The organism is Paracoccus sp. SM22M-07, from assembly GCF_001887735.1.
GTDB lineage: Bacteria > Pseudomonadota > Alphaproteobacteria > Rhodobacterales > Rhodobacteraceae > Paracoccus.
Map to the genome: position 1 here is coordinate 53,439 of NZ_JPKW01000010.1, position 26,867 is coordinate 80,305.

27 protein-coding genes and 1 pseudogene are annotated in these 26,867 nt (G+C 65.1%); 10 read left to right on the forward strand and 18 right to left on the reverse strand.

Annotation, left to right across the window (positions count from 1 at the left end; all coding sequences use genetic code 11):
* Positions 1-42 precede the first annotated feature (42 nt).
* Entirely contained in the window at positions 43-561 is a 519-nt protein-coding gene (locus tag IE00_RS14065; protein WP_072297837.1) for a DUF2231 domain-containing protein, read from the forward strand.
* Here IE00_RS14065 and IE00_RS14070 read toward each other — a convergent pair.
* The 3 genes from IE00_RS14070 to IE00_RS14080 all read right to left on the reverse strand — a co-directional run bounded on the left by IE00_RS14070 (position 531) and on the right by IE00_RS14080 (position 3,086).
* Positions 531-1,040 (reverse strand): CopD family protein, encoded by a 510-nt coding sequence (locus IE00_RS14070; RefSeq protein WP_072297838.1) that lies wholly within the window; start codon positions 1,038-1,040, stop codon positions 531-533. The genes IE00_RS14065 and IE00_RS14070 overlap by 31 nt on opposite strands.
* Positions 1,037-1,738, reverse strand: coding sequence for a cytochrome c oxidase assembly protein (locus tag IE00_RS14075; protein WP_072297839.1), 702 nt, complete (start codon positions 1,736-1,738; stop codon positions 1,037-1,039). Before IE00_RS14075 ends, IE00_RS14070 begins: the two co-directional genes overlap by 4 nt.
* A gap of 127 nt (positions 1,739-1,865) precedes the next feature.
* Positions 1,866-3,086 carry an MFS transporter gene (locus IE00_RS14080; RefSeq protein WP_240493911.1) on the reverse strand — a complete coding sequence of 407 codons (1,221 nt, stop codon included), beginning with the start codon at positions 3,084-3,086 and terminating at the stop codon, positions 1,866-1,868.
* Positions 3,087-3,360: 274 nt separating this feature from the next.
* Here IE00_RS14080 and IE00_RS14085 point away from each other — a divergent pair.
* From IE00_RS14085 to IE00_RS14095, 3 genes and pseudogenes are all read left to right on the forward strand, one after another.
* Positions 3,361-4,183 (forward strand): annotated as a pseudogene (locus tag IE00_RS14085) (manganese catalase family protein).
* 36 nt (positions 4,184-4,219) lie between these two features.
* On the forward strand, positions 4,220-4,405 hold the full coding sequence (locus IE00_RS14090; protein ID WP_072297840.1) for a hypothetical protein: 186 nt from the start codon (positions 4,220-4,222) through the stop codon (positions 4,403-4,405).
* A gap of 43 nt (positions 4,406-4,448) precedes the next feature.
* The gene (locus IE00_RS14095; protein ID WP_072297841.1) at positions 4,449-4,895 is read left to right on the forward strand and encodes a DUF2383 domain-containing protein; all 447 of its coding nucleotides are present in this window, start codon (positions 4,449-4,451) and stop codon (positions 4,893-4,895) included.
* A gap of 73 nt (positions 4,896-4,968) precedes the next feature.
* Here the strand turns inward: IE00_RS14095 and IE00_RS14100 are convergent, their stop codons facing one another.
* From IE00_RS14100 to hemF, 3 genes are all read right to left on the reverse strand, one after another.
* The gene (locus tag IE00_RS14100; protein ID WP_072297842.1) at positions 4,969-5,670 is read right to left on the reverse strand and encodes an RES family NAD+ phosphorylase; all 702 of its coding nucleotides are present in this window, start codon (positions 5,668-5,670) and stop codon (positions 4,969-4,971) included.
* A complete protein-coding gene (locus IE00_RS14105) occupies positions 5,667-6,056 on the reverse strand; it encodes an antitoxin Xre-like helix-turn-helix domain-containing protein (protein WP_072297843.1) in 390 nt (129 codons plus the stop codon). Before IE00_RS14105 ends, IE00_RS14100 begins: the two co-directional genes overlap by 4 nt.
* A 75-nt stretch (positions 6,057-6,131) precedes the next feature.
* A complete protein-coding gene (hemF, locus tag IE00_RS14110) occupies positions 6,132-6,998 on the reverse strand; it encodes an oxygen-dependent coproporphyrinogen oxidase (protein ID WP_072297844.1) in 867 nt (288 codons plus the stop codon).
* Between the two features lie 64 nt (positions 6,999-7,062).
* Here hemF and IE00_RS14115 point away from each other — a divergent pair, with 64 nt between their 5' ends.
* A complete protein-coding gene (locus IE00_RS14115) occupies positions 7,063-7,479 on the forward strand; it encodes a hypothetical protein (RefSeq protein ID WP_083554399.1) in 417 nt (138 codons plus the stop codon).
* Here the strand turns inward: IE00_RS14115 and IE00_RS14120 are convergent.
* From IE00_RS14120 to clpS, 3 genes are read right to left on the reverse strand one after another with little or no spacing between them, the layout of a single operon-like run.
* Positions 7,476-8,282 (reverse strand): SDR family NAD(P)-dependent oxidoreductase, encoded by an 807-nt coding sequence (locus IE00_RS14120; protein WP_072297846.1) that lies wholly within the window; start codon positions 8,280-8,282, stop codon positions 7,476-7,478. The genes IE00_RS14115 and IE00_RS14120 overlap by 4 nt on opposite strands.
* Positions 8,279-9,301: a class I SAM-dependent methyltransferase gene (locus IE00_RS14125; RefSeq protein ID WP_072297847.1), complete on the reverse strand. Its 1,023-nt coding sequence runs from the start codon at positions 9,299-9,301 to the stop codon at positions 8,279-8,281. Before IE00_RS14125 ends, IE00_RS14120 begins: the two co-directional genes overlap by 4 nt.
* A 4-nt stretch (positions 9,302-9,305) precedes the next feature.
* Complete coding sequence (clpS, locus tag IE00_RS14130) at positions 9,306-9,623, reverse strand: ATP-dependent Clp protease adapter ClpS (RefSeq protein WP_072297949.1); 318 nt, start codon at positions 9,621-9,623, stop codon at positions 9,306-9,308.
* 266 nt (positions 9,624-9,889) lie between these two features.
* Between clpS and IE00_RS14135 the strand changes: the two genes are divergently transcribed.
* Positions 9,890-11,551, forward strand: a complete 1,662-nt coding sequence (locus IE00_RS14135) for a serine hydrolase (protein ID WP_072297848.1) — start codon at positions 9,890-9,892, stop codon at positions 11,549-11,551.
* 98 nt (positions 11,552-11,649) lie between these two features.
* Here IE00_RS14135 and ychF read toward each other — a convergent pair whose 3' ends face one another.
* A complete protein-coding gene (gene ychF, locus IE00_RS14140) occupies positions 11,650-12,747 on the reverse strand; it encodes a redox-regulated ATPase YchF (RefSeq protein ID WP_072297849.1) in 1,098 nt (365 codons plus the stop codon).
* Positions 12,748-12,875: 128 nt separating this feature from the next.
* Here ychF and trpA point away from each other — a divergent pair, with 128 nt between their 5' ends.
* Genes trpA through IE00_RS14160 form a run of 4 tightly spaced genes read left to right on the forward strand, consistent with a single transcriptional unit; the run spans position 12,876 to position 15,415 of the window.
* Entirely contained in the window at positions 12,876-13,673 is a 798-nt protein-coding gene (gene trpA / locus IE00_RS14145; protein WP_072297850.1) for a tryptophan synthase subunit alpha, read from the forward strand.
* Positions 13,670-14,197: a GNAT family N-acetyltransferase gene (locus IE00_RS14150; protein WP_072297851.1), complete on the forward strand. Its 528-nt coding sequence runs from the start codon at positions 13,670-13,672 to the stop codon at positions 14,195-14,197. Before trpA ends, IE00_RS14150 begins: the two co-directional genes overlap by 4 nt.
* A 46-nt stretch (positions 14,198-14,243) precedes the next feature.
* Positions 14,244-14,987: a molecular chaperone DjiA gene (locus IE00_RS14155; protein WP_072297852.1), complete on the forward strand. Its 744-nt coding sequence runs from the start codon at positions 14,244-14,246 to the stop codon at positions 14,985-14,987.
* 44 nt (positions 14,988-15,031) lie between these two features.
* Positions 15,032-15,415, forward strand: coding sequence for a hypothetical protein (locus IE00_RS14160; RefSeq protein WP_205949682.1), 384 nt, complete (start codon positions 15,032-15,034; stop codon positions 15,413-15,415).
* Here IE00_RS14160 and IE00_RS14165 read toward each other — a convergent pair.
* The 8 genes from IE00_RS14165 to IE00_RS14200 form a co-directional block, all read right to left on the reverse strand.
* Entirely contained in the window at positions 15,412-17,319 is a 1,908-nt protein-coding gene (locus IE00_RS14165) for a 3'-5' exonuclease (RefSeq protein ID WP_072297854.1), read from the reverse strand. The genes IE00_RS14160 and IE00_RS14165 overlap by 4 nt on opposite strands.
* On the reverse strand, positions 17,316-17,681 hold the full coding sequence (locus tag IE00_RS14170) for a response regulator transcription factor (RefSeq protein ID WP_072297855.1): 366 nt from the start codon (positions 17,679-17,681) through the stop codon (positions 17,316-17,318). The genes IE00_RS14165 and IE00_RS14170 overlap by 4 nt, the downstream gene beginning before the upstream one ends.
* Positions 17,674-18,183 (reverse strand): hypothetical protein, encoded by a 510-nt coding sequence (locus IE00_RS14175; protein WP_072297856.1) that lies wholly within the window; start codon positions 18,181-18,183, stop codon positions 17,674-17,676. Before IE00_RS14175 ends, IE00_RS14170 begins: the two co-directional genes overlap by 8 nt.
* A complete protein-coding gene (locus IE00_RS14180) occupies positions 18,180-19,982 on the reverse strand; it encodes a DUF294 nucleotidyltransferase-like domain-containing protein (protein ID WP_072297857.1) in 1,803 nt (600 codons plus the stop codon). Before IE00_RS14180 ends, IE00_RS14175 begins: the two co-directional genes overlap by 4 nt.
* Before the next feature lie 60 nt (positions 19,983-20,042).
* Entirely contained in the window at positions 20,043-21,851 is a 1,809-nt protein-coding gene (locus IE00_RS14185; RefSeq protein WP_072297858.1) for a sodium:solute symporter family protein, read from the reverse strand.
* A gap of 10 nt (positions 21,852-21,861) precedes the next feature.
* Entirely contained in the window at positions 21,862-22,119 is a 258-nt protein-coding gene (locus IE00_RS14190) for a DUF4212 domain-containing protein (RefSeq protein ID WP_072297859.1), read from the reverse strand.
* A gap of 123 nt (positions 22,120-22,242) precedes the next feature.
* Positions 22,243-24,198 carry an acetate--CoA ligase gene (acs, locus tag IE00_RS14195; RefSeq protein WP_072297860.1) on the reverse strand — a complete coding sequence of 652 codons (1,956 nt, stop codon included), beginning with the start codon at positions 24,196-24,198 and terminating at the stop codon, positions 22,243-22,245.
* Between the two features lie 229 nt (positions 24,199-24,427).
* Positions 24,428-26,722: a glycosyl hydrolase family 28-related protein gene (locus IE00_RS14200; RefSeq protein ID WP_072297861.1), complete on the reverse strand. Its 2,295-nt coding sequence runs from the start codon at positions 26,720-26,722 to the stop codon at positions 24,428-24,430.
* Between the last annotated feature and the right edge of the window lie 145 nt (positions 26,723-26,867).

The following is a 26,867-nucleotide window of genomic DNA, read 5'->3' on the forward strand; positions in this document are numbered from 1 at the left end:
TGGTGTTACAAGGAGAACGGACAACCGCATCAGGGGGCGCGCATGAGACCGAAGATGGTTCAGAAGAAATCCAGGGGGCTGGACGACCCGATCCTTGATTATCCCGGCTATAACCGGACCGAATCCATCGTCGGGATCTGGGGTCATCCGCTGCACGCGATGACCGTCGCCTTTCCCGTGGCGCTGACCTTCTGCGCCTTCGGTGCGGACATGCTGTATTTCTGGTCGGGCGAATTGTTCTGGGCGCGCGCCGCGATCTGGGCGGCAGGCACGGCCTTCCTGTTCGGACTGGCGGCAGGGGCCACCGGCACGGCCGAATTGCTGCTGGTGTCGGGCATCCGCATCCGCGCGCCCGCCTGGACGCATTTCGTGATCGCGGTCATGCTGCTGTCGATCCTGGGGGCGAACTGGGGATACCGGCTGCACGAAGGATATGAACAGGCGGTCCTGCCCTATGGCATACTGCTGTCGGGTTTTGCGGTCATCGTGGTCATGATCACGGGCTGGCATGGGGGAAAACTCGTGTTCGATCATCGTCTTGGCACTTCGAAGGGCAACTGATTGCCAAGCGGTTCGTAAAGCCAGTCCGGCAAGGGGATCTGGTCCAGGTCGGGCTTGGCCAGGACCAGCACCAGGACGCAGGTGATGGGCACCATCAGCACCAGCAGCGGCATGGTCGCACGGGGGACCCTGTGGACGCCCTTGCGTTCGGCCACCTCGACCAGGACATAGCCGATCCAGACATGGAAGCCGACCATGGCCGCCACGAAGACCAGCTTGGCGAACAGCCAGGTGAAAAAGACCCCGCGCAGAAAGATCAGCCCCGTCCCCGAGGCGATGGCGATCACCGCCGCGGGCGTGATGACAAAGGCATAGGCATAATGCGTCGCCCGCCTGATGCGGGCATAATCCGCCTGCCCGATGGCCGGATCATGGCGCGCCAGCATCAGCGGCAGCGCGAACAGCCCCGCGCACCAGATGACCAGCATGCCGATATGCAGCGATTTCAGATGCGGGATGACCGCCTCCAGACCGTTCATGCGCGTTCCGCCATCTGCCAGCCGCGACGCGCCTGCAGGGCGATCATCGCGGCATAGGGGATCATCGCGGGCACCCACATGATCAGGCCCCCCAGCTGCTGGTCGGACAGCGGGCTGATGCCCCAGGCCAGCGGCGCGATGGCATGCGCCTCGTAAAGGGGCGCGGGTGCGAAGGTCAGGATCGCGCCCAGCATCCCCATCTGGATCAGCCCTGCCAGCGACCACAGCACCGATTGCGCCGATGGTTTCTGCGACAGGACGGCGTTCCAGAACAGCACCGCCGAAGCCAGCAGGCTGACCTGCATGATCCAATAGACGCCCATGTCGGCCAGCGCCAGGTCATAGGCCGCCGGCACATGCCACAGCCACAGGACGCTGGTCGAGATGGCGAAATGCACCCCCACATGCCCTGCCCGACGCGGCATCGCTGCCGCCAGCAAGGGCGCCGCCACCGCCACCAGCAGCACGTGATGCACCACCCGCGCCGAGAAGAGCCCGACCGAGATCGCGCAAAGCGGCGACACGAAGGCCACAGCCAGCACCAGCATGGCGGGCGTACCCGTCGGTTGACGCCTGACGACCAGCCACATCAGCAGCAGGACGCCCAGCAGAACGGGGTCCAGGTTCCAGGATTGCCATGCAGTTCCGGGCGGCGGTGCGGCCCCGCAATAGCTGCCGGGAAGGATCGTTATCGGCATGATGTTCCATCCTCTGCGCGTGGCAGGCATTTGTCGTGATGATACAAGCGCAAAGGCTGCGATTGGTTTCCCCGAAGATGCAGACTTCCGCGGCCCGGATCAACCGATGGTGTTCGCACGCAGCAAATCAGCGCGCGGGACCCGGCTGATCTTCGCAATCCAGCGGCGTTTCGCGGATCAGCCGGGGGCGCATGGCGATGGCCGTGGCACCCGACAGGGCCGCCGCCGCCAGAAACATCGCGGCCGGGGACAGGCCGTCCGACAGGACCCCCGCCAGCGCGGGACCTATCACGCTGCCCAGGGCCACCGCCAGCAGCGTCGCGGTGAAGCTGAACGAGGGCAGTTCCGGGAACAGGCGTTCGGACCAGAAGGCCAGCACCGCGCTCATCATCATGACGAAGATGCCCTGCAGGCCCGCTGCGGCCGCCACGCCGGGCCAGCTGGTGGGCAGGACCGCGATCAGCGCCAGCGACAGCGCCGAAACCACCAGCAGCCCCCGCACCAGACGTGGCAGGCCGATCCTGTCCTTGATCGCCGCCGTCCCCAGGGCGGCCAGCCCGGCGATGCCATAGATGATGAACATCACGGCGGGGGATGCCTGCAGGGGCAGCCCCTCCAACCCGCCCGCCCGTACGACCCTGTCCGTCGCAAACGAGATGAAGACGGTCGTGGTGACCCCGAAGGACAGTGCCGACAGATAAAGCGGCAGCGCTGGCATCACGCATAGCACCCGCCAGTTCGACCGCCCCCTGCCCGGCTGACCCGCAACGCCCCGCATCGCCACCAGATTGCCGATCAGGCTGGCCAGCGCCGCCGCAGCGAAGGCCGCCCATGCGATCCGCCAGGATGCCCCGCCCAACATCAGCGCCAGCGCGATGGCGCCTGCCAGCGCGGCGCCAAGGCTGGTGCCGGTGCTGACAACCGACAGCGACCGGGACCGCATGTCGGGTTCAACCTGCTGATGCACCGCGTTGTTGAAGGGCGACCAGGCAAAGCCCGCGCTGCTCATGGCCATGACGACCCCCACCGACAGCGTTCCCGCATTGGGGGCCACGGCCACGATGGCCATGCCGGTCGTCGCCAGAAACAGGCCGATCAGCACCGGCAGCCGCGGGCCGCGCCATGCCGTCGCGGCATAGGCCGCGATCAGCCCCAGCAGAAAGCCCGCAAAGCCCGCCCCCGAGATCAGGCCGGCCATGGTCGTCCCGATCCCGAAGCTGTCCCTGAACTGGGATAGGAACAGGCCGAACCCCATCCGGGCGGGGCCAAAGCTGATGGCGGTCGCCGCGAAACCCGCGATCGACAGAGTAAGGAAGGGTGACATGGTCAGCGTCTCCGACAGGGGCATTCAGGGGGGCATCTGCAGGCGAACACATGCGTTTCCGCCCTGTTCCATGGACCTTCCCCTGTCGCCGCCCCGGTCGTCACGCGCGGCGACGGGGCAAAACCGCGCCCTTGGCCGCCCAGAGCGTGACTTGGCGGGGTCTGGCGGGCCATCCCGTCATCGGCGGAAAACAGCCCGGATTGATCTATATTTGCCGGGGGAACGATGGCCGCGCCGCCCCTGTTTCTTCCCTGTGATCGCAACGGGCGGTCATCCCTGTTTCCAAGGAGGAAGCCCCGTGTTTCACCATTCCAGCAAGCTGCAATGCCAGGTCCGCGTCGACCGTCCCGATCCGCAATTTGCCAAGTACCTTCAGCAGGCGATCGGTGGGGTCGAGGGCGAGATCCGCGTCGCCATGCAGTATTTCTTTCAGGCCATGGGCGCGCGGCGATGCCAAGTACCGTGACATGCTGATGATGACGGCGACCGAGGAACTGTCCCATATCGAATTCCTGGGCCATGCCGTCGCGCTGAACCTGGAAGGGGCGCCACTCAGCGTGCAGGAAGAGGCTGCCAAGGACCCCGTCGTCAACGCGATCATGGGCGGGGCCAACCCGCGCCACATCCTGTCGTCGGGGCTGTCGGCGATGCCGGTGAACGCCAATGGCGTCCCCTTCGACATGAGCCATGTCTATGCCACCGGCAACTTGGCCGCCGACATGATGGCCAATGCCACCGCCGAAAGCGGCGGGCGGGTTCTGGCCTCGCGGCTTTATAACATGACGGATGATGCCGGGATGAAGGACATGCTGTCCTTCCTGATCGCGCGCGACACCATGCATCAGCAGCAGTGGCTGGCGGTGATCGAGGAACTGGGCGGTTGGGAACAGGCCCTGCCGGTCCCCAATTCGACGCCCCAGGACCACGAGGCGACCGAACATTCCTATTACTTCCTGAACACGTCGCTGGACGAACCGACCCCCGAAGGTCGGTGGAGTTCTGGCCCCTCGCTGGACGGACGCGCCGAATTCTCGGTGCGGGAACGTCCCGAGCCTTTGGGTCAGAAACCCGACCTAGGCAAGGCCCGCCCGAACAGCGGCACCCAGACCGAACAGCAGTAACGCGCACCGACACCCTGACACGAACCGGAGGCTGCCATGAAACAGCATGAAGACAAGGGCGACACGCTGGATCGATCGGCGGCCGAAGGGGGGCTGCCCGCAGATACCGATTACTATCGCACGCAAGGCAAGGAACAGGGGCAGCTGGTCGGCATCGCCATCGCCGCGCCCGTCATTGCCGTCGCGGCGATGATCCTGGTGGCGCTCTGGGTCTTTCTCTGACCGCCACCGCAACCTTTTAATCATAATGGCAAGGATAACCGACATGGTCACGACCGTAGGAACCGAAACCGCATTCAGCGACCTGGTGACGAACCTCATCTCTCTGGAACATGACGCCATCGCCGCCTATGACAGCACGATCGAACGTCTGTCGGACCCCGAACTGGCGACGCGGGTCGCCGAATTCCGGCAGGATCACATCCAGCATCTGAACACGTTGCAGAAAATCGCCATCTCCGTGAATGCAGAAATCCCCGAGGGTGGCGACATGAAGCAGTGGCTGACCACGGGAAAGATCGCCCTGGCCGATCTGATGGGCGACACGGCCATCCTGAAAGCGATGCGCAGCAACGAGGACGACACCGTCGCCGCCTATGACCGTGCCCGCAACCATGACGATGCGATCCAGGAATCGCGCGAGTTTTTCGAACATGCGCTGATGGATGAAAAACGCCACCGCGCCTGGATGGAAAAAGCCGCGCAGGCCTGAGCCGCTGATCCGCGTGGCGCCCCCATATGCGCCACGCGTCGCCCACCTATGACCGAACCGATGGCCCTGTCGATCAGGCGACGGCGACGACCGAGTAATCCGGCGATCCGTCCCAGACCAGGTCCCAGGACGCCCCCGGCCGGACGTTCTGAATGGCGCGCGGCTCAAAGCAGACAAGGCAGTTTCCGCCCTTGGCCAGGGCGCGCACCGACGGATAGATCAGGCCGCGCGATCCCTTGCGGCGCAGCGTTTCGGCCAATCCCTGGCCCGCGGGGTATCCCATTGCGGGGTCGGGATGCAGGGCGGGATGGTCGGGTTCATCGGTCATGTCGTCGAAAATGCCGATGAAATCGGCCAACAATTCGACATAGCGGGCGTTGTCCTGATAACAGCCGGCAAAGCCCAGCTCTCTGGTCCGGTGCCAAGCCACTTCGGCCAGACTGACCATGACGTTCCAAGCGCAATACCACGCACCGCGTTCACCGGAATTGAAGCGGTTGCCGCCCTTGCGGGTATAGGTAAAGGCCGCGTTGACATGCGTGTCGCCATAGATCCGCAGGTCGCGGTCACGGCGCCGCCACGCCAGCTCGCGCGGGTCCAGATGCGGGTTGCGGCCGCTCTCGGCCAGCAACCGTCCGCTGGTCATCGCCTCGATCTGGGTCAGGATCTCCAGCTCTTCCTCGGTATCGTAGAGACCCCGCAGCGCCGGAGGTTTGTGATAGGTCGCAGGCAGCAGCCGGACCAGTCCGCGATCCGAAATCTCGGTCTGTTTCATGCGCCGCCACGCAGGGCGTCAAGATAGGTCCTGATCGCCATGATCTGCGGCAGGCCGCCATCGATCGCGGTATCGATGGGGCGGCTGCCCGCAAACAAGGGCCCGGTATTGGCACGCGTGAACCAGCGGCGCGCCAGCGGTTCCGAGAAATAAAGCTCCAGCGATTTGTAGATGCCGATCAACGCACTGAGGCGCAGCAGTTGATCCTGCGTCAACTCTCCGGTGAAGTCGGGCCTGCGAGCGCGCTTCCAGGTGCTTTCGGACATGTCGGCAAGGCGCGCGGCCTCCCTTTGTCCCAACCCCCAGGCCGCCGCGATGCGTGCATAAGCCTTCAGCGCGACGGCATTGACCTGGACTGGCTGGCGTTTGTGTTCGGCAAGCTGCATGACATCCTCCGCTTGCCTCAATATAGGCCATATGACCGAATAGTAAAGGTCATATGGCCCAATTGCCGCGTGGCGTCAGACCCATTTGGCCAAAGGCGGCAGGCTCATCAGCACCGCATCGGGGTTGTGGCCGGTTTCCAGACCGAACTTGGTCCCGCGGTCATAGACCAGGTTGTATTCCGCATAGAGACCGCGATGGATCAGCTGGGTATCCTTGTCGGCATCGGTGAAATCGGTGGTCATGCGGGATCGCACCAGCGGCAGGAAGGCGGGCAGGAACGCCTCGCCCACGGCACGGGTGAAATCGAAATCGGCCTGCCAGTCACCGGTGTTCAGATCATCATAGAAGATGCCGCCGACACCCCGCGCCCGCCCGCGATGCGGGATGAAGAAATATTCATCCGCCCAGGCCTTGAAGCGGTCATAGTAATCGGCGCCATGGGCATCGCAGGCACCGCGCAGGGTGTCGTGGAAATGGCCCGTGTCTTCGGCATATTCGATGCAGGGGTTCAGGTCGGCGCCGCCCCCGAACCACATCGCGCCGGGGGTCCAGAACATGCGGGTGTTCATGTGGACGGCGGGCGCGTGGGGGTTCTGCATATGCGCCACAAGGCTGATGCCGCTGGCCCAGAAGCGTGGGTCGGTGTCCATGCCCGGCACGCCGCGCGCGGTCATCGCGGCCTGGGCACGGGGGGCCAGGGTGCCGTGAACCTCGGACCAGTTGACGCCGACCTTTTCAAAGACTCGGCCACCGCGCATGACCGACATCAGGCCGCCGCCGCCATCATTGTCGCGGGTCGTGGGCGTGACCTCGAAGCGGCCGGGGGCGGTTGTGCCCTGACCTTCGTTTTCCAGCGTCTCGAATGCGGTCACGATCCGGTCGCGAAGTTCCTTGAACCAGCCTGCGGCTTGGCGGCGCTGTTCGTCCATGTCGGGCCTCATATGTGATTTGCCAAGCCGTGCGTGGGGCGGCTAGCATGCCCCACCTGCTGTAATGAGAGCGCCGATGCCCCGCAACACCACCCTTGCCCTGATGATCGCCCTGCCCCTGGCACTGTCCGCCTGCGCCACCCCGCAGGAACGCTGCATTTCGCGCAATACGGACGAATATCGCGTCGTCAGCCGCCTGCTGGCCGAGGTCGAGGGCAATCTGTCGCGCGGTTACGCCTGGCAGGAACGGCAGGTCGTCCGCACCCGCCCGACGCAATGTCAGCGGGTCTATCGCGACCGGAACGGCCAGGACCACGTGACCACCTATACCTGCTGGCGCGATTACGTGGATCAGGAACGCTATCGCGTGCCGATCGACCCCGCCACCGAACTGCGCAAGCGCGACGGTCTGGTCGAACGCCAGCAGGCCTTGGCCAGCCGCGCCAAGGCGGCGGTGGACGCCTGTCGCACCGCCTATCCCGACGAAGCCTAGAGGATCTGCGCCGTCACCGGGTCGGCCAGGCTGCGGCCCCCGTCCACGGTCAGGATCTGACCGGTAACGAAACGCGCGCCGTCGCTGACCAGGTAATGCACCGCCTCGGCCAGTTCGTCGGCGGGGGCGATGCGCCCCATCGGCGTCCCCGCGATGATCTGGGCGCGCTTTTCGGGATCGTCCTTCAGCGCGCATTGCAACTCATGCGACATGACGCTGCTGAAGCTGACGCCGTTCACGCGGATGCGGTGCGGGGCCAGCGCCAACGCCAGACCGCGGGTCGCCTGTTCCTGCGCGGCGCAGGCGATGGAATAGCCCAGCATGGTCGGTATCGGGCGCCGCGCCGCCAGGGTCGAGATATTGACGATGGCGCCGGTCTGCGCCGTCGGCCCTTCGCCTTCGGCCTGCTTGATCATGCGCTTGGCGACCAGCTGCGACAGGCGCAGGCCCGACAGCATGTTCTGGCGCAGCATCTCCTCCAGCTGATCCATGTCGGTGTCCAAGGGATCGCTGTCGCGCACGAAACGGTGCCCGTTGACCAGGATATCGACCCGATCGAACGCATCAAGTGTCGCTGACAACAGGTTGGCCATGCACAGTTTTTCGGACATGCTTCCAGCGAACCGGCGCACCTGCGTCTGTTCGCCGTCATAATCCGAGATGACCGAATTCAGTGCCGCTTCGTCATTGTCGGCGAACATGACCGAAGCACCGCGTTCGGCCAGATGGCGCGCGATGGCCAGCCCGACGCCGCGTGCGGCACCGGTCACGATGGCGACCTTGCCTTGGACGGACATGCTCATTTGCGCCGTCCCTTTGATGTGGCACCCTTGGTGGCGCTGCCCTTGCCGGCAGCGGTCGCCTCGATGATCTTGAAACGGGTGTCGCCACCGATCTCATGGACCTGGCCGAAATACTGGGCCAGCACGGATTCATAGGGCAGATGGCGGTTCGCGACCATCCACAGCTTGCCCGCGCCGGTCAAGAGACGCGCGGCCGAGACGATGAAGGCTGCGCCCAGCTTGGGGTCGGCCTGGCGACCTTCGTGGAAGGGCGGGTTCATGACGATGCCGTTGACCGGGTCGGGCAGACGGAATTCGCGGGCATCGGCCCAATGAAAGACGGCGCGCGGATCGGTGACATTGCGGCGTGCCGATTCCAGCGCGGCGTGATCGGATTCGACCAGGTGCAGTACATCGACGCCCTTGCGTTTCAGAACCTGCGCCGAAAGCCAGCCCCAGCCCGCGCCCAGATCGACCATGCGGGTCGGCAGCTTGTCGGGCAGGTGATCGGCCAGCATCTGCGATCCGGCATCGATGCCGTCCGCGGAAAAGACGCCGGGCAGCGTGGTGAAACCGGGGGCGACCTCGGTCGCGCGGCTTTCCCAATCCTCGGGCAGCCAACCGGCCTCGGGCAAAGTCAGCCGGAAGATCTTGCCATGTGCCTTGCTGTGCACATCCGAAACGGGGGCCAACTTGCGCAATTCGCGCAGCAGGGAATCGACCCCGTCGGTCTTCTGCCCGTCGATCCACAGATCGGCGCCGGGGGTCAGCCGGTCGGCGGCATCCGCAATGCGTGCCCGCGACGCGGCCTTGGCCCGCGGCAGCCGGACGATGGCCGTGTCGAACTGGTCCTTCGTTTCCGTCGCCACGTCATAGCCGCGCGAGGCAAGGCCCTGGTGGTCGGGAAAATTGCCCTGCAGGATCTGCAGACGGGCGGGGTCCAGCGGCTCCAGGTCATCGGCAGCGGCGGCGCCGACGAACAGCACCCGGCCCTCCGGCGGGCCGTCCGGAAAGGCCAGTTCCAGTCGTGAATGGGTCACGTGATTACTCTTTTTCCATGGTGCATTGCAGCGGGTGCTGCTGGCGGCGCGCCAGTTCCATCACCTGGGCGACCTTGGTTTCGGCCACCTCGTGGGAAAACACGCCGACAACCGCGACGCCCTTGCGATGCACGGTCAGCATGATCTCGATGGCTTGGGCATGGGTCAGGTGGAACAGTCGTTCCAGCACATGGACCACAAATTCCATCGGCGTAAAGTCGTCGTTCAGAAGCAGCACCTTGTACATCGGCGGACGCTGTGACCGCGTGCGCGGCTTGACCGCCAGATCGGACTGATCGTCGGGCTTGTCGGGATCGGTCATCCAATGCGTCATCGTGGCTCAGGTCATCCCTTGGGTGCTGCAACGAAAGGTTGCCCGGCGGGCCGGGCGGTGCATCCGCAAAATATAGCGCAAAGTCCCAAGGATGAAAGCCCCCCGCCGGCATCAATGAAGACGCCCTTGAATATGGCACGGCAAAATTAAACGAATGCACGGTTTCCGGAATAAAATCGTCGTGCTATTATCAAAGAATTAACGACGGGCATGCGATGAACGACATGTCCGCTTGAGGCAGAAAGACAGCGACAGTGACCCGAATCCTTACCGCATTCCGGCTGTGGAGCCATGCCCTGCTTGCCGTTCTGGTGCTTGGCCTTCCGGCAGCCGCAGCCCCGTTCGCCGCCTATGTGATGGATGCCCGCACGGGCCAGCCCATCTACAGGCAGAATTCCGACACGCGGCTTCATCCGGCCTCCCTGACCAAGATGATGACGCTGTATATGGCCTTCGCCGCCATCGAAAGCGGTCAGGTGCGGTTGGATTCGAAATTCACCATCTCGTCCAACGCGGCAGCCGAACCCCCGTCCAAGCTGGGACTGCGCGCCGGGCAGCAGATCGAATTGCGGTATCTGATCCGCGCCGCGGCGATCAAGTCGGCCAACGATGCCGCGACCGCCATCGGCGAAGGCATCGCGGGCTCCGAGGATGCCTTTGCCCAACGCATGACCCAGATGGCCCGCGCCCTTGGCATGAACAACACCCAGTTCCGCAATGCCAACGGCCTGACGCAGGACGGCCATTTTTCGACCGCTCATGACATGAGCCAGCTTGGCCGCCACCTGTTTTACGATTTCCCCCAATATTACAACCTCTTCTCGCGCCGCTCGGCGGATGCGGGGATCGCGAAGGTCGCCTCGACCAATCGCCGCTTCCTGGACGCCTATCAGGGCGCCGACGGCATCAAGACGGGCTATACCCGCGCGGCCGGCTTCAACCTGACGGCCTCGGCGCAGCGCGGCAACAAGCGCCTGATCGCCAGCGTCTTCGGCGGCACGTCGACCGCCCATCGCAACCAGGTGATGGCCGAACTGCTGGACAGCAGCTTCACCCGCATCCCCGACCGCGTCCGTGAGGTTCGCCCTGCCCGTCCGCGTCTGGTCGCCCAGGCCGCACCGACGCGTCGTGCCCAGGTGGAGCCCACCCCCGCAGCGACCAGCCCCGAACCGCAGCGGCTTGTGCTGCAGGCCTCGCCACCGCCATCGACCCGTCCTGCCGCTGCCGCTTCGACGCTGGTCGCCGCACGGCCCGCGATGAACCTGACCGAGGCCCTGCGCAAGGCCACCGCCGTCGAACCCGGCACGGCAACCACCGTTCTGGCCAGCAGCAACCGCCCCAAAGCCCGTCCCGGCAGCAGCAACCGCGCGATCGAGCAGGCCGTCGCCAGCGCCGTCGCGATGGACGAGGCTCCTTCGGCCAGCCTGGCCAAGCCCGTGCTGGCCGCCTCCAAGCGCCCCGTTCGGTCGCCGCGCCGCAGCGCCAGCACCGCCGATGTGATCAGCGAGGCGCCCACGCCCGTCGCAGCAGCACCCGTGCAGCAGGCGTCGGCCGAGGACATGCAGCTGGACAGTTCGCGCGCCCCCAAGCCGCGTTCGGAAACCGTGATCCTGGCCGCCATGGGTGAGGGCGACCGCAGCCCCGTCGAGGAACTTGAAGTGGTGCGCCGTCCCGCCGACAGCGGACGCAACTGGGGCATCGCGCTTGGCATGTACACCTCCAAGGTCGAGGCAGAGCATCAGCTGGTCAGCATGGCCCTGCAGGATGGCAGCATCTTCGGTGGCGCCCGCCGCGAGGTCGCGAACACCAATCGCGGGTTCGAACCGCGCTTCGGCAACCTGACCAAGGGCGTCGCGCAACTGGCCTGCGACCGCCTGCACAGCCGCTCGCAGGATTGCACCGTCATCGCGAACTGATCGCGTCCAAGCGCTTCCCCAAACGACGACGGCCCCGGCATGAATGCCGGGGCCGTTTTCTTTGACATTCCGGATCGGCGCCGACCGGCACCCTGGCCTCAGGAACTGAACAGGAAATGCAGGACGTCGCCGTCCTTGACCTCATAGGTCTTGCCTTCGACGCGCAGCTTGCCGGCCTCCTTGGCGCCGGCTTCGCCCTTGCCCGCGACATAGTCGTCATAGGCGATGGTTTCACTGCGGATGAAGCCTTTTTCGAAATCGCCATGGATCACGCCGGCTGCCTGGGGCGCCAGGGTTCCCTTGGTGATGGTCCAGGCGCGCGCTTCCTTGGGACCAACGGTGAAATAAGTCTGCAGACCCAGCAGGTGATAACCTGCGCGGATCAGGCGATCCAGACCTGCTTCCTCAAGGCCCATTTCGCCCAGGAACATCTGCGCTTCCTCGGCGTCCAGCTGGCTGATCTCTTCCTCGATCTTGGCCGAAATCACGACATGGCCCGCGCCCTGCGCTTCGGCCATCTTGCGGACCTGTTCGGACAGGGCGTTGCCTTCGGCGGCTTCGCTTTCGGACACGTTGCAGACGTAAAGCACCGGCTTGGCGGTCAGCAGCTGCAGCATGTTCCACGCCTTGCGGTCGTCTTCGTCGACCGAAACGGTGCGGGCGGGCTTTCCGTCCTCCAGAACTGCCAGCGCCTGCTTCAGAAGGCGTTCCTGGGCTGCCGCCTCCTTGTCGCCGCCCTTCAGCTTGCGCGCGATGTTGGCCAGCCGCCGTTCGATCGACTCCATGTCCGAAATCATCAACTCGGTCTCGATGATCTCGGCATCGGCGACGGGATCGACGCGATCCTCGACATGGGTCACGTCGCCATCCTCGAAACAGCGCAGGACATGGGCGATGGCGTCGGTTTCACGGATGTTGGCCAGGAACTGGTTGCCCAGACCTTCGCCCTTGCTGGCGCCCTTCACCAAGCCCGCGATATCCACGAAGGTCATCCGCGTCGGGATGATCTGCTTGCTGCCCGCGATTTCGGCCAGGATGTCCAACCGGCGGTCGGGCACGGCGACCTCGCCCACGTTCGGTTCGATCGTGCAGAACGGGAAATTCGCGGCCTGCGCGGCGGCAGTGCGCGTCAAAGCGTTGAACAGCGTGGACTTGCCGACATTCGGCAGCCCGACAATCCCCATGCGAAAGCCCATGACAGCACCCTTCTGCTTTTGAATTCCGGCGTCTGTTACGCGTCCCGGCCCTGCAAGTCCAGCCCGCGGCGCATTGCGCCCGCGCGTCAGGGCGGCTAGGTCTGGTGGAAAGACGTGCGGGGGCAGACATGACCAGAATCGACGACAGATTTGCAGCGCTGAAGGCCGAGGGCAAGAAAGCCTTCGTGGCCTACATGATGGCATCGGACCCCGATGACGACACCGCGCTGGACATCATGCGCGGCATGCCGGGTGCCGGCGTCGACGTCATCGAACTGGGCATGCCCTTCACCGATCCTATGGCCGACGGTGGCACGATCCAGGCGGCGGGCCAACGCGCGCTGGCCCAGGGCGGCAGCGTCACCCGCACGCTGAACATCCTGCGCCGCTTTCGTGAACAGGACGACACCACGCCGGTGGTGCTGATGGGCTATTACAACCCGATCTATGCGCGCAAGGGCGGCGTCACCCAGTTCCTGAAGGACGCGACCGAGGCGGGCGTGGACGGGCTGATCATCGTCGACCTGCCCCCCGAGGAGGATGCCGAACTGTGCATCCCCGCCGCCGATGCCGGGCTGAACTTCATCCGGCTGGCCACACCGACGACCGACGACAAGCGCCTGCCGGCGGTCGTGGCGAACACGTCGGGCTTTGTCTACTACGTCAGCGTCACGGGCATCACCGGCGGTGCGGCGGCCAATGCCGCCGATGTCGCCCCCGAGGTTGCCCGCATCCGCGCCGCCGCCGGCCTGCCCGTCGTGGTGGGCTTTGGCATCTCCACCCCCGAGGCCGCGCAGGAGATCGCCAGCGTCGCGGATGGCTGCGTCGTGGGCAGCGCCATCGTCAAGCAGATCGGCGAAGGCCGCCCCGTCCCCGAGATCCTGGATTTCATCCGCAGTCTTGCGGAAGGCTGCCACCGGGGATGACCGCGATCCTGCGTGACGCGACCCCCGGTGATGCACCAGGGATTGCCGCGATCTGGAACCCGATCATCCGCGACACGGTCATCACCTTCTGGCCGACCGAACGCGGCCTGCTCGAAATCCGCGACCTGATCCGCGACCGCCAGGCTGCGGGTCACGCCTTCCTGGTGGCCGAACTGGACGGGCGGGTCGCGGGTTTTGCCACCTATGCCCAGTTTCGCGCAGGCGCGGGCTATGCCCACAGCATGGAGCACAGCATCAGCATCGCGCCCGACCTGCATGGCGCGGGGCTGGGGCGGCGGCTGATCGATGCCCTCCACGATCATGCGCGCGGACGCGGGCACAGGATCATGGTCGCGGCCATCACCGGGTCAAACAAGGGCTCGGTCGCGTTCCATCGCCGTGTCGGCTATGTCCAGAACGGGACGATCCCGGATGCCGGGTGGAAATTCGGGCGGTTCCACGACCTTGTGCTGATGTCTTTCGATCTGACCGCCCCCGCCACGACCCAGGCCACGAACGCGTGACATCGCGCCCCTATCGCCCCACCGGATAAGCCGCTAGACTTGGTTCATGGATTGCTGCGCCACACCCGAACTGTGCCATGGGCCCTGCCCCGAACTGCCGAAGCCCCGCAGCTTCTGGCAGCGGATCGGCGATCGTCTGGCGGTCTTTCTGGGCAGCCCGCGCGCCGCGGTGCCCCCTGAACGATCGGTCGCCTTCACCATTGCGGTGATCGCGCTTGGGGCCAAGCTGGCCAAGGTCGACGGCCGTGTCGAACGGTCCGAAGTGGCCGCCTTCCGCCGCGTCTTCGTCATCCCCCGGTCCGAGGAAAAGAACGCCGCGCGCGTGTTCGATCTGGCCCGTCAGGATGTTGCCGGGTTCGATGCCTGGGCAAGGCGCATCGCGTCGATGTTCAGCCCCGGCGATCCGGTGCTGTTCGACGTGATGGAGGGCTTGCTGATCATCGCCTTGGCGGATGGCGACCTGCACGAGGCCGAAGTGATCTTCCTGGACGAGGTCGCCCGCATCTTCGGACTGACCGCCGCGCAGATGGCCGAGATCCGGCGTCGGCACGACCCGAAATCCAGCTGCCCGCCCTGCGACCTGCTGGGCGTCAGCCCCGACACCCCCCTGCCCGAGGCGCGCAAGAAATGGCGCCAGCTGATCCGGGAATCCCATCCCGATCACGCCATCGGACGCGGCCTGCCCCCCGAGGCGATCCGCCTGGCCGAAGCCCGCACCCGCCGCCTGAACGAGGCCTGGGACAAGTTCCGCGCCATGCATGACCGGACCCAGCAGCAGGGCGCTGCGTGACGCTGGGGCTTGCCCCCGCCCCCTGCCTGCCCCATCTTGATCCCATGACACGCTTACCGGCCCTGGCACTTGCCGCCATCATGGCTGCCGCCCCCGCATCCGCGCAGGATGAGGATGCGGGCAGCCTGTTCCAACGCGGTTTCGACATGATGCTGCGCAATTTCATGCAGGATGGCGGTCCCCAGATCGACGACCTGTCAACGGCGCTGGATCGCATGGCGCCGGTGCTGCAGGATCTGGCGGTCATGGTCGACGACCTGAGGCATTATCATCCCCCCAAACGGCAGGAAAACGGCGATATCGTGATCCGGCGGCGCGACGATGCCCCGCCGCCTCCGCCCTTGGGCGAAGGGCTGGACGGGCTGACGGAAGACCCGCCCGCACGGCCATTCCCCATCGACCCCGACGCCCCGCAGATCCCGCTTTAGGCGCTGTTGGCATCCGCGATCAGGCGGCGGTGGCGGCGGGCCTGCTGCTGGGCGTCCTGAAAGGTGACGATGCCCTTTGCCTGCAGGGCCTGCACCAGCTTCAGAAAGGCCTTGGCCGTGGCGGCCGTGTCGCCCATCGCCGTATGGCGGTCCTGCGGTGGGATCGTGATGCCAAGGCGGGCCGTCAGCGCATCAAGGCTGTGATCCTCGGACTGACCCCAGACCATGGCCGACAGCAGGACCGTATCCAGAACGCGGTTGTCGAAATGCGCGCCCGTCTGACGCGCGGCGCGACGCAGGAAACCCATGTCGAAGGGCGCGTTATGCGCGACCAGCACGTCATCGCCGCAGAAATGCCGGAATGCCCTTAGCGCCGCCGTCAGGTCGGGGGCCTGGGCGACCATCGCGTCGGTGATCCCGTGGATGGCGGTAGATGACGGGGGAATGGGCCTGCCCGGGTTGACCAGCGTCTCGAACCGTTCGCCGGTCAGGCGGCCGCGTGCCAGGCGCAGCCCCGCGATCTGGACGATGGCGTCGCTGTCCGAAAGCCCCGTCGTTTCCGTGTCGAAGACCACGCAGGTCAGGTCCACCAACCGCCCCGAAGCCGCGCCACGCGCCGCCAGCGCAAAATCATAGGTGACGCCGCTGTCCTGCGCGGTCCGGTCCAGGATGGTCAGCGGCATGATCAGTCGCCCTTGGTCACCGGCCGGATCCGACCAGATGCCGGTGCCATGGCGGGCCAGGATCTCGTGCCCGGTCAGATCCGGATGGCTGGGATCGGGGGGGATGGCCAGCCACGCCTCCAGCATGTCCATGGCAAGCGGGTCGCCCGCCCACCGCAGGACAAGGCGCGCCTGCCCGTCATGGTCGGGATGCAGGTCCAGCTGCGGCGTCAGCCCGCGGTCCAGCAACCGCGCATGCAACATGCACAACAGCGCGTTCATCTGCGCCGCATCCGCCTGAAACAGCGCGGGCGGCAGGTTTGGGGCAAGGGGCAGCCCGGCCGCGATCTCGGTCAGGGTGGCGGTGGATGGGGGCGCATCGCTGGCCAGAATCTGCGACAGGGCGCGGGTGGTGCGGGCAAGTCCCTGCCCTTCGGACCGGATGGCCTGCGCCAGGGCGGGCGGGATCGGACCGTCCAGCGCGTCCAGCATCGGCACCAGCGTGGCCGCGTGACGGCGCAGCGCCTCCAGCGTGTCGCGCGGCGCGGGCCGGTCGACATGGCGGTCGCGCAGGATCAGCAGCAGGCCGTCGGGCATGCGGCGCAATCGGCAGGACAGCCGCTGGCCCTGCGTCGTCAGGCAGGTCAGATCGGTCGCGGGCGCCCCGGCCCGCAGCCGCATCTGCGCCGCGTCCAGCGCGCCCGTCTGCAGGTGGCCGGCCAGCGGCCTGTCCAGCGCCAAGCCTGGCAGAAATCCCGCGGCGCTGGCATTGTAAAAGACCACCCGCCCGGCGGCATCGGTCATCACGGCACCGGCCCCGAAATCGGCCAGGATCGCCTCGAGGCTTGATTTTTCGGATTGCTGTTCGGCGGCGTGATCCGCGATGGCCTGCTGCAGGGCCTGATCGGCACTGGCGCGGGCCGCCGCCGCGTCGTGCGCGGCAGGACCCAGATCGCCCAGATGGCGCGCCGTCGCATCAGGGACCGAACCGGTGCGCAAGGCACCCGCCAGGCGTTCCAGCGGTCGCGCCAGATGCAGATCGAACAACAGCCACAGCCCCGTCACCGCCGCCGTGATGCCAAAACCCGCGATCATCGCCGCCTGGATCAAGGGATCGGGGTCGGTGGGGTCGTCTGCGCGGGCCAGCACCGCAAGCGCCAGCCCCGCGATGATCAGAAGGCACAGCGCCAGCCCCGCGAACAGCGCCAGAATGCGCAGCCGCAGTGACAGCGCGCGGATCATCGCCCCAGCAGCCGGGCGATCTCGCCGCGCAGCTCGGCCAGCTCGAACGGTTTGGCGATGAAACCGTCGGCCCCCAGGGCCAGCCCCTTGCGGCGTTCGACCACCGATCCCCGCGCGGTCATCATCAGGACGCGGACGCCCTGCAGGGCCGGATCGGCGCGGATCTCCTGCACGATCTGGTATCCGGACACATCGGGCAGCATCACGTCCAGCAGAACCAGATCGGGGCGGCTGTCGCGGATGCGGTCCAGCGCACCGCCGCCCGTCGCCAGCCGCGCATGGCGGTGCCCGTCGCGCGTCAGCAGAAAATCCAGCGCGACGGCGATGTTATCCTCGTCCTCGATGACCAGGATGTCAGCCATGGATGGCACCCTGCCCCGAACAGACCGCCGCATAGGCCGGGTCGTCGGTCTGCGCAGGCGTCCAGTCACCGCGCGCCGGGCGGATGCGCTGGCCCTTGCAGTCGAAATCCTGGGGCACGATCACCGTCCGCCCGCGACGTTCCACCAGCATGATCTGGGCATGACGCGTGCCGTCATCCCCGTCGCTGACGGTTGCAGGATCAAGCACGGCAAAGCGCATCGCGACGGGCGCCAGATAGGTCCAGGGCGCCCAGGGCAGCTTCTCGCGCCCGACCAGCAGGACCTGTGCATCCTGCGGCAGCTGATCGACCGCGCGACCGTACCAGCCGTAATCGCTCCAGACCGAATAGGCGACCATCGACAGCCCGATCCCCGCCGGCAGCAGCCACGCGGCGGGCGACAGCCCGAACCGCCGGACCGCATGCATGCCGGCATAAAGCACCGCCGCCGCCCCGATGCCCACGGCGATGACGCCCAAGAGGTCAGTTCCGATCCCGTTCATCCCAGCATTCCCTTTCCGTGTCCCGCCGCCGATTGCATCCAGCGTACCACGACGAAGGCATCGCGCAGATGGCTGCGTTCCAGATCCGGCAGATCCGCAGGCGACAGGTAATTGTCCGGCTTGCGACCGGCCTTGATCAGATGCGCCTGGTTTTCCAGGCGCGTCGTCTGGATCATGTCATAGGCGGCAATCAGGTCGCGCCCGCCGCTGCCCGAGATGACACCGCGCGCCTCGGCATCCTCCAGCCGGGCGCGGGTGTTCACCGACCCCAACCGGCCCTGCAGGGCATAGACGCGGGCCAGATCGGCGACAGGCACGACGCCGTTATGCTTCATGTCGATATGATCGCGATGTTCGCCTGTCCGGATGGTGGCAAAGCGCCCGATCATTCCCAAAGGCGGGCGATGCTTCAGGGAATTGGCCACCATATGGGCGACGAAGATCGAATTCTGCGACGCCTGTCCCAGGGTTTCGGTCTGCAACCCCTCCAGCAGGCGCGCATCGCCGCCGATGGCGCGCAGGTCGAACATGACCGAAGCCAGCATCTGCGCCTCGGGCGAGGGATGGCTGATCCAGTCGCGGAAATAGCCCTGCCAGACCTGCAGGGGCTGCCGCCAGCGCGGGTTGGTGGCCATCATGTCGCCGGGGCAATGGACATAGCCGCAGGTGTTCAGCCCGTCGCAGACCTGGCGGGCCAGGTCGCGGAACCAGGGGTGGTTCGGATCGGCGTCCCGGGCCATGATCAGGCAATTGTCCTGATCGCTGACGCCGGTCTGTTCCTGGCGCCCCTGCGACCCGCAGGCGGCCCACAAAAAAGGCGCGGGCGGCGGACCAAGCCGCGCCTGCGCCAGATCCAGCAGGCGACGCGTCACGGCATCGGCGATGTCGGTGATCATCCGGGTGATCACCTCGTGGCGCTGGCGGGCCTGGACAAGCTGGACCAGCAGCTGCGGGATGCGCGCCGTGACCCTGGCCATCTGATCGGCACTTTCGGCCAGGGTAATTTCCCGGATCAACCCCGATGCCGAGATCGATTGCGCCCGGGTCAGGTCCGTCTGGCTGATCATGCCCACGAATTCCCCATTCCGCACCACGGGCAGATGGCTGACGCGGCGTTCGACCATGATGTTCAGGACATCATGCCCAAGGGCGGTCGGTGCCAGCGTCACGGGGTCGGGCGTCATGATGGACGACACCGGCTGGCGCATGTCACGCCCTTCGGCCACGACGCGGTTGGACATGTCGCGGATGGTGACCAACCCGATCAGCCGCGCGCCTTGGGTGATGCCAAGGCTGCTGATACGGGCATCGCGCATCATGCGGGCGGCCTCGATGATGGGGGTTTCGGGTGGGCAGCTCTGGGGATTGGCCGACAGCAAATCCGCCACCCTCAGGGTCGCGACGTCGCTGCCCCGCACCCCGGATCGGTCGAAGAAGCGCGCCACGACGGGATGGCGGGCGATCAGCGCGCGCAGCGGCTCGGCCGGCAGCAGCAGCACCTGCGCCATGTCGGTCGCGTGGGCCGAGGTCACGGCGACCCCATCACGCAGCAATCCGCGTTCCCCGAAGGAATTGCGCGGCCCAAGCCGGGACACCGTGTCGCCGTTGCGATCGGTGACGGTGACGGCGCCCTCCTCGATCAGGTAAAGGCCGGGCAGACGTTCGCCAAGGCGATAGATCTGGTCACCGGCGGGATATATCCTGCGGCTGAAAAAGCTGGCGACGCGCGTCAGCTCATCCTGACCCAGGCTGTCATAGGGGTGAACGGTGGCGATGAAATCGACGATGCTCTGTGCCATCACCCTGCGACCTTCCGAACTGGGGTGCCGCGCCCCCGTGACAGGGGCGCGGCGTTTTCGTCAGTGGCTGACCGCGGAACCCGAACCGCGCGGGACGCGGATCGATTCGACCAGTTCCTGCACGTGGACCGGAGGCTTTTCGGTGGCTTGCGACACCAGATAGGCGACCACGAAGTTGATCAGCGCGCCGACCGTCCCGAAGGATGCGGGCGAAATGCCGAACAGCCAGTTCGCGGCGGTATCCTCCAGCATGTTGGTGCCGCCGATGAACAGCCATCCCTTGTAGGTGAAGATGTAGACCAGGGTCGAGACGATCCCTGCCAGCATCCCCGCGATGGCGCCTTCCTTGGTGATGCGCTTGGAGAAGATCCCCATCATCAGCACCGGGAAGATCGAGCTGGCCGCCAGGCCGAAGGCCAGGGCAACCGTCTGCGCCGCAAAGCCCGGCGGGTTCAGACCCAGGATCGTCGCCACCAGGATCGAGATGGCCATCGACACGCGGGCGGCCATCAATTCGCCCTTTTCGCTGATGTCTGGACGCAGGGTGCCCTTGATCAGGTCGTGGGACACGGCCCCCGATATCGCCAGCAGAAGCCCCGCCGCGGTGGACAGCGCCGCCGCCAGGCCGCCGGCGGCGACGATGGCGATGACCCAACCCGGCAGGTTGGCGATTTCGGGGTTGGCCAGAACCATGATGTCGTTGTTCACGGTGGTCAGCTCGTTCCCGGCCAGGCCCTGGGCGGCGGCCATCTCGGCCACGGGGCCGGTGGTGGCCGTGTCGTTATAGTACTGAATCAGGCCGTCGCCGTTCTTGTCTTCCCAGTTCAGCAGGCCGGTGACCTGCCAGTTGCGCATCCACGCCTTGTCGGCATCGTTCTGGATGCTGTCCAGCGACACGGCCGGCTGACTGTAGGTGTCGCCGGTCTGCGCGCCCGGCCACATGGTGGTGGTCAGGTTGAAGCGCGCCATCGACCCCACCGCCGGAGCGACGGTATAGAGCAGCGCGATGAAGACCAGCGCCCAGCCCGCCGATTTGCGCGCATCCGACACCTTGGGAACGGTGAAGAAGCGGATGATGACATGCGGCAGGCCCGCGGTGCCGATCATCAGCGCCATGGTGAACAGCACCATGTCCAAGGTCGAGTTGTGGTGCGCCGTGTACTGGCGGAAGCCCAGGTCGGTCACCAGCATGTCCAGCTTGGCCAGGAAGGCCATACCCGAGGCTTCATGCGTGCCGAACAGGCCCAGCTGCGGCAGGAAGTTGCCGGTCAGCTGCAGCGAGATGAAGATCGCCGGGATCGTATAGGCGATGATCAGCACGACATATTGCGCCACCTGCGTGTAGGTGATGCCCTTCATGCCGCCAAGAACGGCATAGCAGAAGACCAGCGCCGCGCCGATCCACAGACCGGTCGAGTTCGACACCTCGAGATAGCGAGAGAAGGTGACGCCCACGCCGGTCATCTGGCCGATCACATAGGTGATCGACACGATCAGCAGGCAGATCACGCCGATGATGCGCGCAGTCGGCGAATAGAAGCGGTCGCCGATGAATTCCGGCACGGTGAACTTGCCGAATTTCCGCAGGTAAGGCGCCAGCAGCAGCGCCAGCAGCACATAGCCACCCGTCCAGCCCATCAGGTAGGTCGAGTTGTCATAGCCCGTGAAGGCGATCAGGCCCGCCATCGAGATGAAGGACGCGGCCGACATCCAGTCGGCAGCGGTCGCCATGCCGTTCATGACCGGGCTGACACCGCGGTTCGCGGCGTAGAATTCCGCCGTGGACCCTGCCCGGGCCCAGATGGCGATGCCGATATACAGCGCAAAGGATGCGCCGATGACCAGCAGGTTGAGTGTAAACTGGCTCATGTCCGCATCCTCACTCGTCCACGCCGTATTCGGCATCCAGCTTGTTCATGCGCGCCGCATAGAAGAAGATCAGCACGATGAAGAACAGGATCGAGCCCTGCTGCGCGAACCAGAACCCCAAGTCCGTTCCTCCGACCGGGATGGATTGCAGCAGCGGCCGAAAGATGATCGCGGCGCCATAGGACACCAGCGCCCATACGATCAGGCAGCCATAGATGATGCGAAGATTGGCCTGCCAATAGGCATTCGAAGATTGTCTGTCACTCATGTCCCTTAGGTCCTCCCTGTTCAGACATGTCGATCCGCCTTGGCCTTTTGAAGACGCCCTGTGCCTGGCGGGACAGCCGGGGCGGTGTCGCGGGGTGGCGCCTGCGCGTCACCCCTGCCGATCTCAGCCGCGATTCATGCGGTTTTCGATCAATTCGTCGACGACCTCGGGTTCGGCCAGGGTCGAGATGTCGCCCAGGGCCCCATAGTCGTTTTCCGCGATCTTGCGCAGGATGCGGCGCATGATCTTGCCCGACCGCGTCTTGGGCAGACCGGGCGCCCACTGGATCAGGTCGGGCTTGGCGATGGGGCCGATCTCGGTGCGGACCCACCGCTCCAGGTCGGCGCGCAATTCGTCCGATGGCTCGATCCCGTTCATCAGCGTGACATAGGCATAGATGCCCTGGCCCTTGACCTGATGCGGGTAACCGACCACCGCGGCCTCGGCGACCTTTTCATGGGCGACAAGGGCGGATTCCACCTCGGCGGTGCCCATGCGGTGGCCGCTGACATTGATGACGTCATCGACGCGACCGGTGATCCAGTAATAGCCGTCCTCATCCCTGCGGCAGCCGTCGCCGGTGAAGTAATACCCGGGATATTGCTGGAAATAGGTCTCCATGAAGCGCTGGTGATCGCCCCAGACGGTGCGCATCTGGCCGGGCCAGCTGTCGGCGATGCACAGCACCCCCTCGGCCGGGTTTCCGTCGATGCGTTCGGCGCTGGACGGGTCCAGGATCTCGGGCCGGATGCCGAAGAAGGGAACGGTCGCCGAGCCGGGCTTGGTTTCCGTCGCACCGGGCAGCGGCGTGATCAGGTGCCCCCCGGTTTCGGTCTGCCACCAGGTGTCGACGATGGGGCAACGTCCCTTGCCGACATGGTCGTTGTACCAGTTCCAGGCTTCGGGGTTGATGGGTTCGCCCACCGTCCCCAGGATGCGCAGGCTGGACAGGTCATGGCCGTCGACGAATTCCGGACCCTTGCCCATCAGCGCGCGGATCGCGGTGGGCGCGGTGTAGAACTGCGTCACCTTGTGCTTTTCGCAGACCTGCCAGAAGCGGCTGGCATCGGGCCAGGTGGGCACGCCTTCGAACATCAGCGTCGTGGCGCCGTTGGCCAGCGGACCATAGACGATATAGCTGTGCCCCGTCACCCAGCCCACATCGGCCGTGCACCAGAAGACATCGCCGTCGTGATAGTCGAAGGTGTATTGATGGGTCATCGCGGCATAGACCAGATAGCCGCCGGTCGTATGCACCACGCCCTTGGGCTTGCCGGTCGAACCCGATGTATAAAGCACGAACAGCGGGTCTTCGGCATTCATCGGGCGCGGGGGGCAGTCGGGGCCGACCTGCTGCATCTGCGCCTTGACGTCCACATCGCGGTCCTGGATCCAGGTCGTCTGGTCGCCCGTATGCTTGACCACAAGGCAACGCACCTTGTCCGAACAATGCAACAATGCGGCATCGGCATTGGCCTTCAGGTTCGTGCGGCGCCCGCCGCGCGGCGCGGTATCGGCGGTGATCACCACCTTGGCGCCGGAATCGTTGATCCGGTTGGCCAGCGCATCGGGTGAGAACCCCGCGAAGACGATGGAATGGATCGCACCGATGCGCGCGCAGGCCAGCATGGCATAGGCGGCCTCGGGGATCATCGGCATATAGATCACGACGCGATCGCCGCGCATGACACCCTGGCTCAGCAGGACGTTGGCAAAGCGGTTCACGCTGTCGGACAGCTGCGCATAGGTGATGTGCTGCGCGGGGGTCTGCGGATCGTCGGGTTCAAAGATGATGGCAGTCTGATCGGCGCGGGTGGGCAGGTGGCGGTCCACGCAGTTCACGCAGGCGTTCAGCACGCCATCCTCGTACCACTTGATGTCGACCTGCCCGAAGGTGAAGTCGGTATTCTTCACCTTGGCATAGGGCTTGATCCAGTCCAGCCGCTTGCCTTCACGACCCCAGAAGGCTTCGGGATCGTCGATCGATTCGGCATAGAGACGCGCGTAATCGTCAGGTCCGACATGCGCGTTTTCCAACCCTGCCGGAACCGCGTGTTTCTGAATGTTTTCAGCGCTCATGACATCCCCTCCTCTCGGCCATGTCACGACAGGTTGCGCATCCTTCCCCTGATGCCCTGCCATGTCTCCAAGGATGTTAATCACGAAACGGCGCAAAAGTTAACTCTTTTTTTTATAAGGATTTTTTTGTTAATTTTTTGACAACCGGGAGTATCAATTTGTGAAGAATTCACCAAAAGGGGCGCCGGTCCTGCGACCGACGCCCCCATATTCCCGTATTCCTGTCGCCCTATTGCGGACGATCCATCCGGACATAGACACAGACCCGCCCCTTCAGCGGCTGCGCCCAACTGAGCCGGATCTGGCGCCGCGCGCTGCCGACTTCGAACTGGACATTGGGGCTGGCATCGACGCGCGAATTGTCCGCGGCCAGCAGTGCCGTTTCGGCCACCACCGATTGCACCGATTTCGCCCATCCCTGGAAGGGCAGGCCGGTGATGTTTCCGGTCGTCCAGTTCGCACCGGGATTGTTCTGCGACACCTGGATCATCAGCGGGTTGGCCACATAGGTATTCACGCCATTGAAGGTGTTGGCCTGAAACTGCAGGTTGCGCATGTTGTTGTAGTTCAGATCCGCGATCGAGGTATCGACCCGGTCAATCCGTTCGACATTGCCGTAAAGTGCCTTGAACACGTTTCCGACCACGTTCAGACCCTGGATGAAATGCCCGCCGCCATAGGGTTTGACCGTGATCCAGGTGAACCACGACGCGGTGTTGGAGCACAGGAAGGTGTTTCCGGTCAGCGTCAGGCCGCCAAAGCTGAACTCGTTGTTGTTGAAGACCGGATAGGCGCTGTGTTCGTTCGTCCATTCGATCGATGCGTTGTCGATATAGTTGCCGCTGACCGTGGTCTGGACGTTCGGCTGGGTCAGCACCAGCCCCGCATAGCGCAGCCCCTGCCCCGACCCGTCGCCCTGAAACCAGTGGTTGCCCGAGATGATGTGCCCCCCGCCATTGGCCACCATGAAATGGGCAAAGCGCACGAAGCGGTTGTTGCGGATCTTGATGTCATTGGCATTCACGTTGATGGCGACGGTTGTGCGTTCCTGCGCAGGCAGTTCCATGTCATTCGACAGGAACTGGCAATTGTCCACCAGCAGGTCCTGACAGCCGCGCCCGATCGACGTGATGCCGCGATCCCTGGGGCGGGTGAAATAGCAATCCTTGACCTGAATCATCTCACCCTTCTCGGACAGCATGATGCCGCTGGCGATGCCTTCGCAGCCGAAATCGATATCGACGAAATGCAGCCGGTCCAGTTGCCGGACGCCAGAGAAGTCGAACAGATACCGATACCGCTCAAAGCTGTAGGTCCGGGTCGCTGCCCCTCCATAAAGCGGTTGCGACAGGGTCAGGGTGCCCGCGCTGATATTTCGTGCATTGACATAGACCTCGCGGCCGACACCGCTGCCGATGACCCGGCTGCCGACCTCGATCTGCGCCACGTTGGCCACGCCGGTCAGCATCATCGGGTTCGTCGGCTTGTAGGTTGCCACGCTGCTCCAGCGCCCGGTATTCCAGGCGGGACCGGCCTTGGCCTGGATGCCGCCGTTGCGGATCAGCCGTCGGTTGGAAAAGCCGTCCAGATCCGGGGCGAACTGATCCAGCATCAGCGGTTCATCCAGGTCCACGCGACGCCCGCACAGATCCAACGACAGGTGATCGGTGTAACCCAGCAAGGCCTGAATGGCCTTCTTGATGCCGAGCGTTTCGTCACCGAAGGCACTGGCATAGGTGGGGAAATCAAAGCTTTTCAGGAAGGCGACGCGCGTCGATACCGGCGTGCTGATCCGCCCCTTGAACCGGACCGGACTGTCGAGGGAAAGATCACCGGCGATGAAGAAATTGCCCTCCGGCACCACCACCCAACCCCCATTGCTGGCCCGGTCGGCGGCGATGAAGGCATCGCGGTCATTGGTAACGCCGTCGCCCACCGCGCCGAAATCGCGCACATCGACCCAATCCAGCAGGGACGGCACGAAGGCGGCGGTGATGTCGTCGATCCGCAGCGATTCGACGCGGAAGACGCCCCCGTTCGATCCGACCAGATCCAGCCCGAAATGTCCGAAAACGGGCTTGGTGCCCCAGGCCATATCGACCCCCTTGCGCGACCCGATCCCGACGATCGCGCTGACTTCGATGACTTCGCCATAGCTGCGCATCGCCGTGGTGGGGCCGACCTCGACCACCCCGTTGACATGGTTGCGCTGCCCGTCACCCGCCCATCCGGCGATGCGGGCGCTGGCCAGCGCCCCGGCCACAGCCTTGACCCGCGCCGAAACCCGCAGGTAGACGCCGGGGATCATCGGCGTTTCGCCCATGAAGCGCAGGCTGGTCGTCGTCTGCTGCTTGATCACTTCAAAGCAGGCGCCGAAATCCTGGTCCGCTGGCACGACGGATGCATTGCCAGCCTGATCCCATGTCGGACTGCCCGATGTGCCATCCGTGCGCGACCAGACCCCAAGCCCTGCGCGAAAGTCCGGAGGTGTCAACAAGAGCCCGTTCGTGATGGCAATGTTCATCGGCTATCCCTTTTCATCGGCATGACGGCCGGGCGGAAAAAGTCCCGGCGTGATGCAATAGGAAATAGTTGATGAATGGTTAACGTACATTGAACGGGGCGACCGCCGCAACAGCGGATCACGCAACGGGCCCAATGAAAAAGGG

Coding starts and splice junctions, on each gene's coding strand:
- IE00_RS14065 (WP_072297837.1), top strand. CDS start 43: ATGAGACCGAAGATGGTTCAGAAGAAATCCAGGGGGCTGGACGACCCG.
- IE00_RS14070 (WP_072297838.1), bottom strand. CDS start 1,040: ATGAACGGTCTGGAGGCGGTCATCCCGCATCTGAAATCGCTGCATATC.
- IE00_RS14075 (WP_072297839.1), bottom strand. CDS start 1,738: ATGCCGATAACGATCCTTCCCGGCAGCTATTGCGGGGCCGCACCGCCG.
- IE00_RS14080 (WP_240493911.1), bottom strand. CDS start 3,086: ATGCCCCTGTCGGAGACGCTGACCATGTCACCCTTCCTTACTCTGTCG.
- IE00_RS14090 (WP_072297840.1), top strand. CDS start 4,220: ATGAAACAGCATGAAGACAAGGGCGACACGCTGGATCGATCGGCGGCC.
- IE00_RS14095 (WP_072297841.1), top strand. CDS start 4,449: ATGGTCACGACCGTAGGAACCGAAACCGCATTCAGCGACCTGGTGACG.
- IE00_RS14100 (WP_072297842.1), bottom strand. CDS start 5,670: ATGAAACAGACCGAGATTTCGGATCGCGGACTGGTCCGGCTGCTGCCT.
- IE00_RS14105 (WP_072297843.1), bottom strand. CDS start 6,056: ATGCAGCTTGCCGAACACAAACGCCAGCCAGTCCAGGTCAATGCCGTC.
- hemF (WP_072297844.1), bottom strand. CDS start 6,998: ATGAGGCCCGACATGGACGAACAGCGCCGCCAAGCCGCAGGCTGGTTC.
- IE00_RS14115 (WP_083554399.1), top strand. CDS start 7,063: ATGCCCCGCAACACCACCCTTGCCCTGATGATCGCCCTGCCCCTGGCA.
- IE00_RS14120 (WP_072297846.1), bottom strand. CDS start 8,282: ATGAGCATGTCCGTCCAAGGCAAGGTCGCCATCGTGACCGGTGCCGCA.
- clpS (WP_072297949.1), bottom strand. CDS start 9,623: ATGACCGATCCCGACAAGCCCGACGATCAGTCCGATCTGGCGGTCAAG.
- ychF (WP_072297849.1), bottom strand. CDS start 12,747: ATGGGCTTTCGCATGGGGATTGTCGGGCTGCCGAATGTCGGCAAGTCC.
- trpA (WP_072297850.1), top strand. CDS start 12,876: ATGACCAGAATCGACGACAGATTTGCAGCGCTGAAGGCCGAGGGCAAG.
- IE00_RS14150 (WP_072297851.1), top strand. CDS start 13,670: ATGACCGCGATCCTGCGTGACGCGACCCCCGGTGATGCACCAGGGATT.
- IE00_RS14155 (WP_072297852.1), top strand. CDS start 14,244: ATGGATTGCTGCGCCACACCCGAACTGTGCCATGGGCCCTGCCCCGAA.
- IE00_RS14160 (WP_205949682.1), top strand. CDS start 15,032: ATGACACGCTTACCGGCCCTGGCACTTGCCGCCATCATGGCTGCCGCC.
- IE00_RS14165 (WP_072297854.1), bottom strand. CDS start 17,319: ATGATCCGCGCGCTGTCACTGCGGCTGCGCATTCTGGCGCTGTTCGCG.
- IE00_RS14170 (WP_072297855.1), bottom strand. CDS start 17,681: ATGGCTGACATCCTGGTCATCGAGGACGAGGATAACATCGCCGTCGCG.
- IE00_RS14175 (WP_072297856.1), bottom strand. CDS start 18,183: ATGAACGGGATCGGAACTGACCTCTTGGGCGTCATCGCCGTGGGCATC.
- IE00_RS14180 (WP_072297857.1), bottom strand. CDS start 19,982: ATGGCACAGAGCATCGTCGATTTCATCGCCACCGTTCACCCCTATGAC.
- IE00_RS14185 (WP_072297858.1), bottom strand. CDS start 21,851: ATGAGCCAGTTTACACTCAACCTGCTGGTCATCGGCGCATCCTTTGCG.
- IE00_RS14190 (WP_072297859.1), bottom strand. CDS start 22,119: ATGAGTGACAGACAATCTTCGAATGCCTATTGGCAGGCCAATCTTCGC.
- acs (WP_072297860.1), bottom strand. CDS start 24,198: ATGAGCGCTGAAAACATTCAGAAACACGCGGTTCCGGCAGGGTTGGAA.
- IE00_RS14200 (WP_072297861.1), bottom strand. CDS start 26,722: ATGAACATTGCCATCACGAACGGGCTCTTGTTGACACCTCCGGACTTT.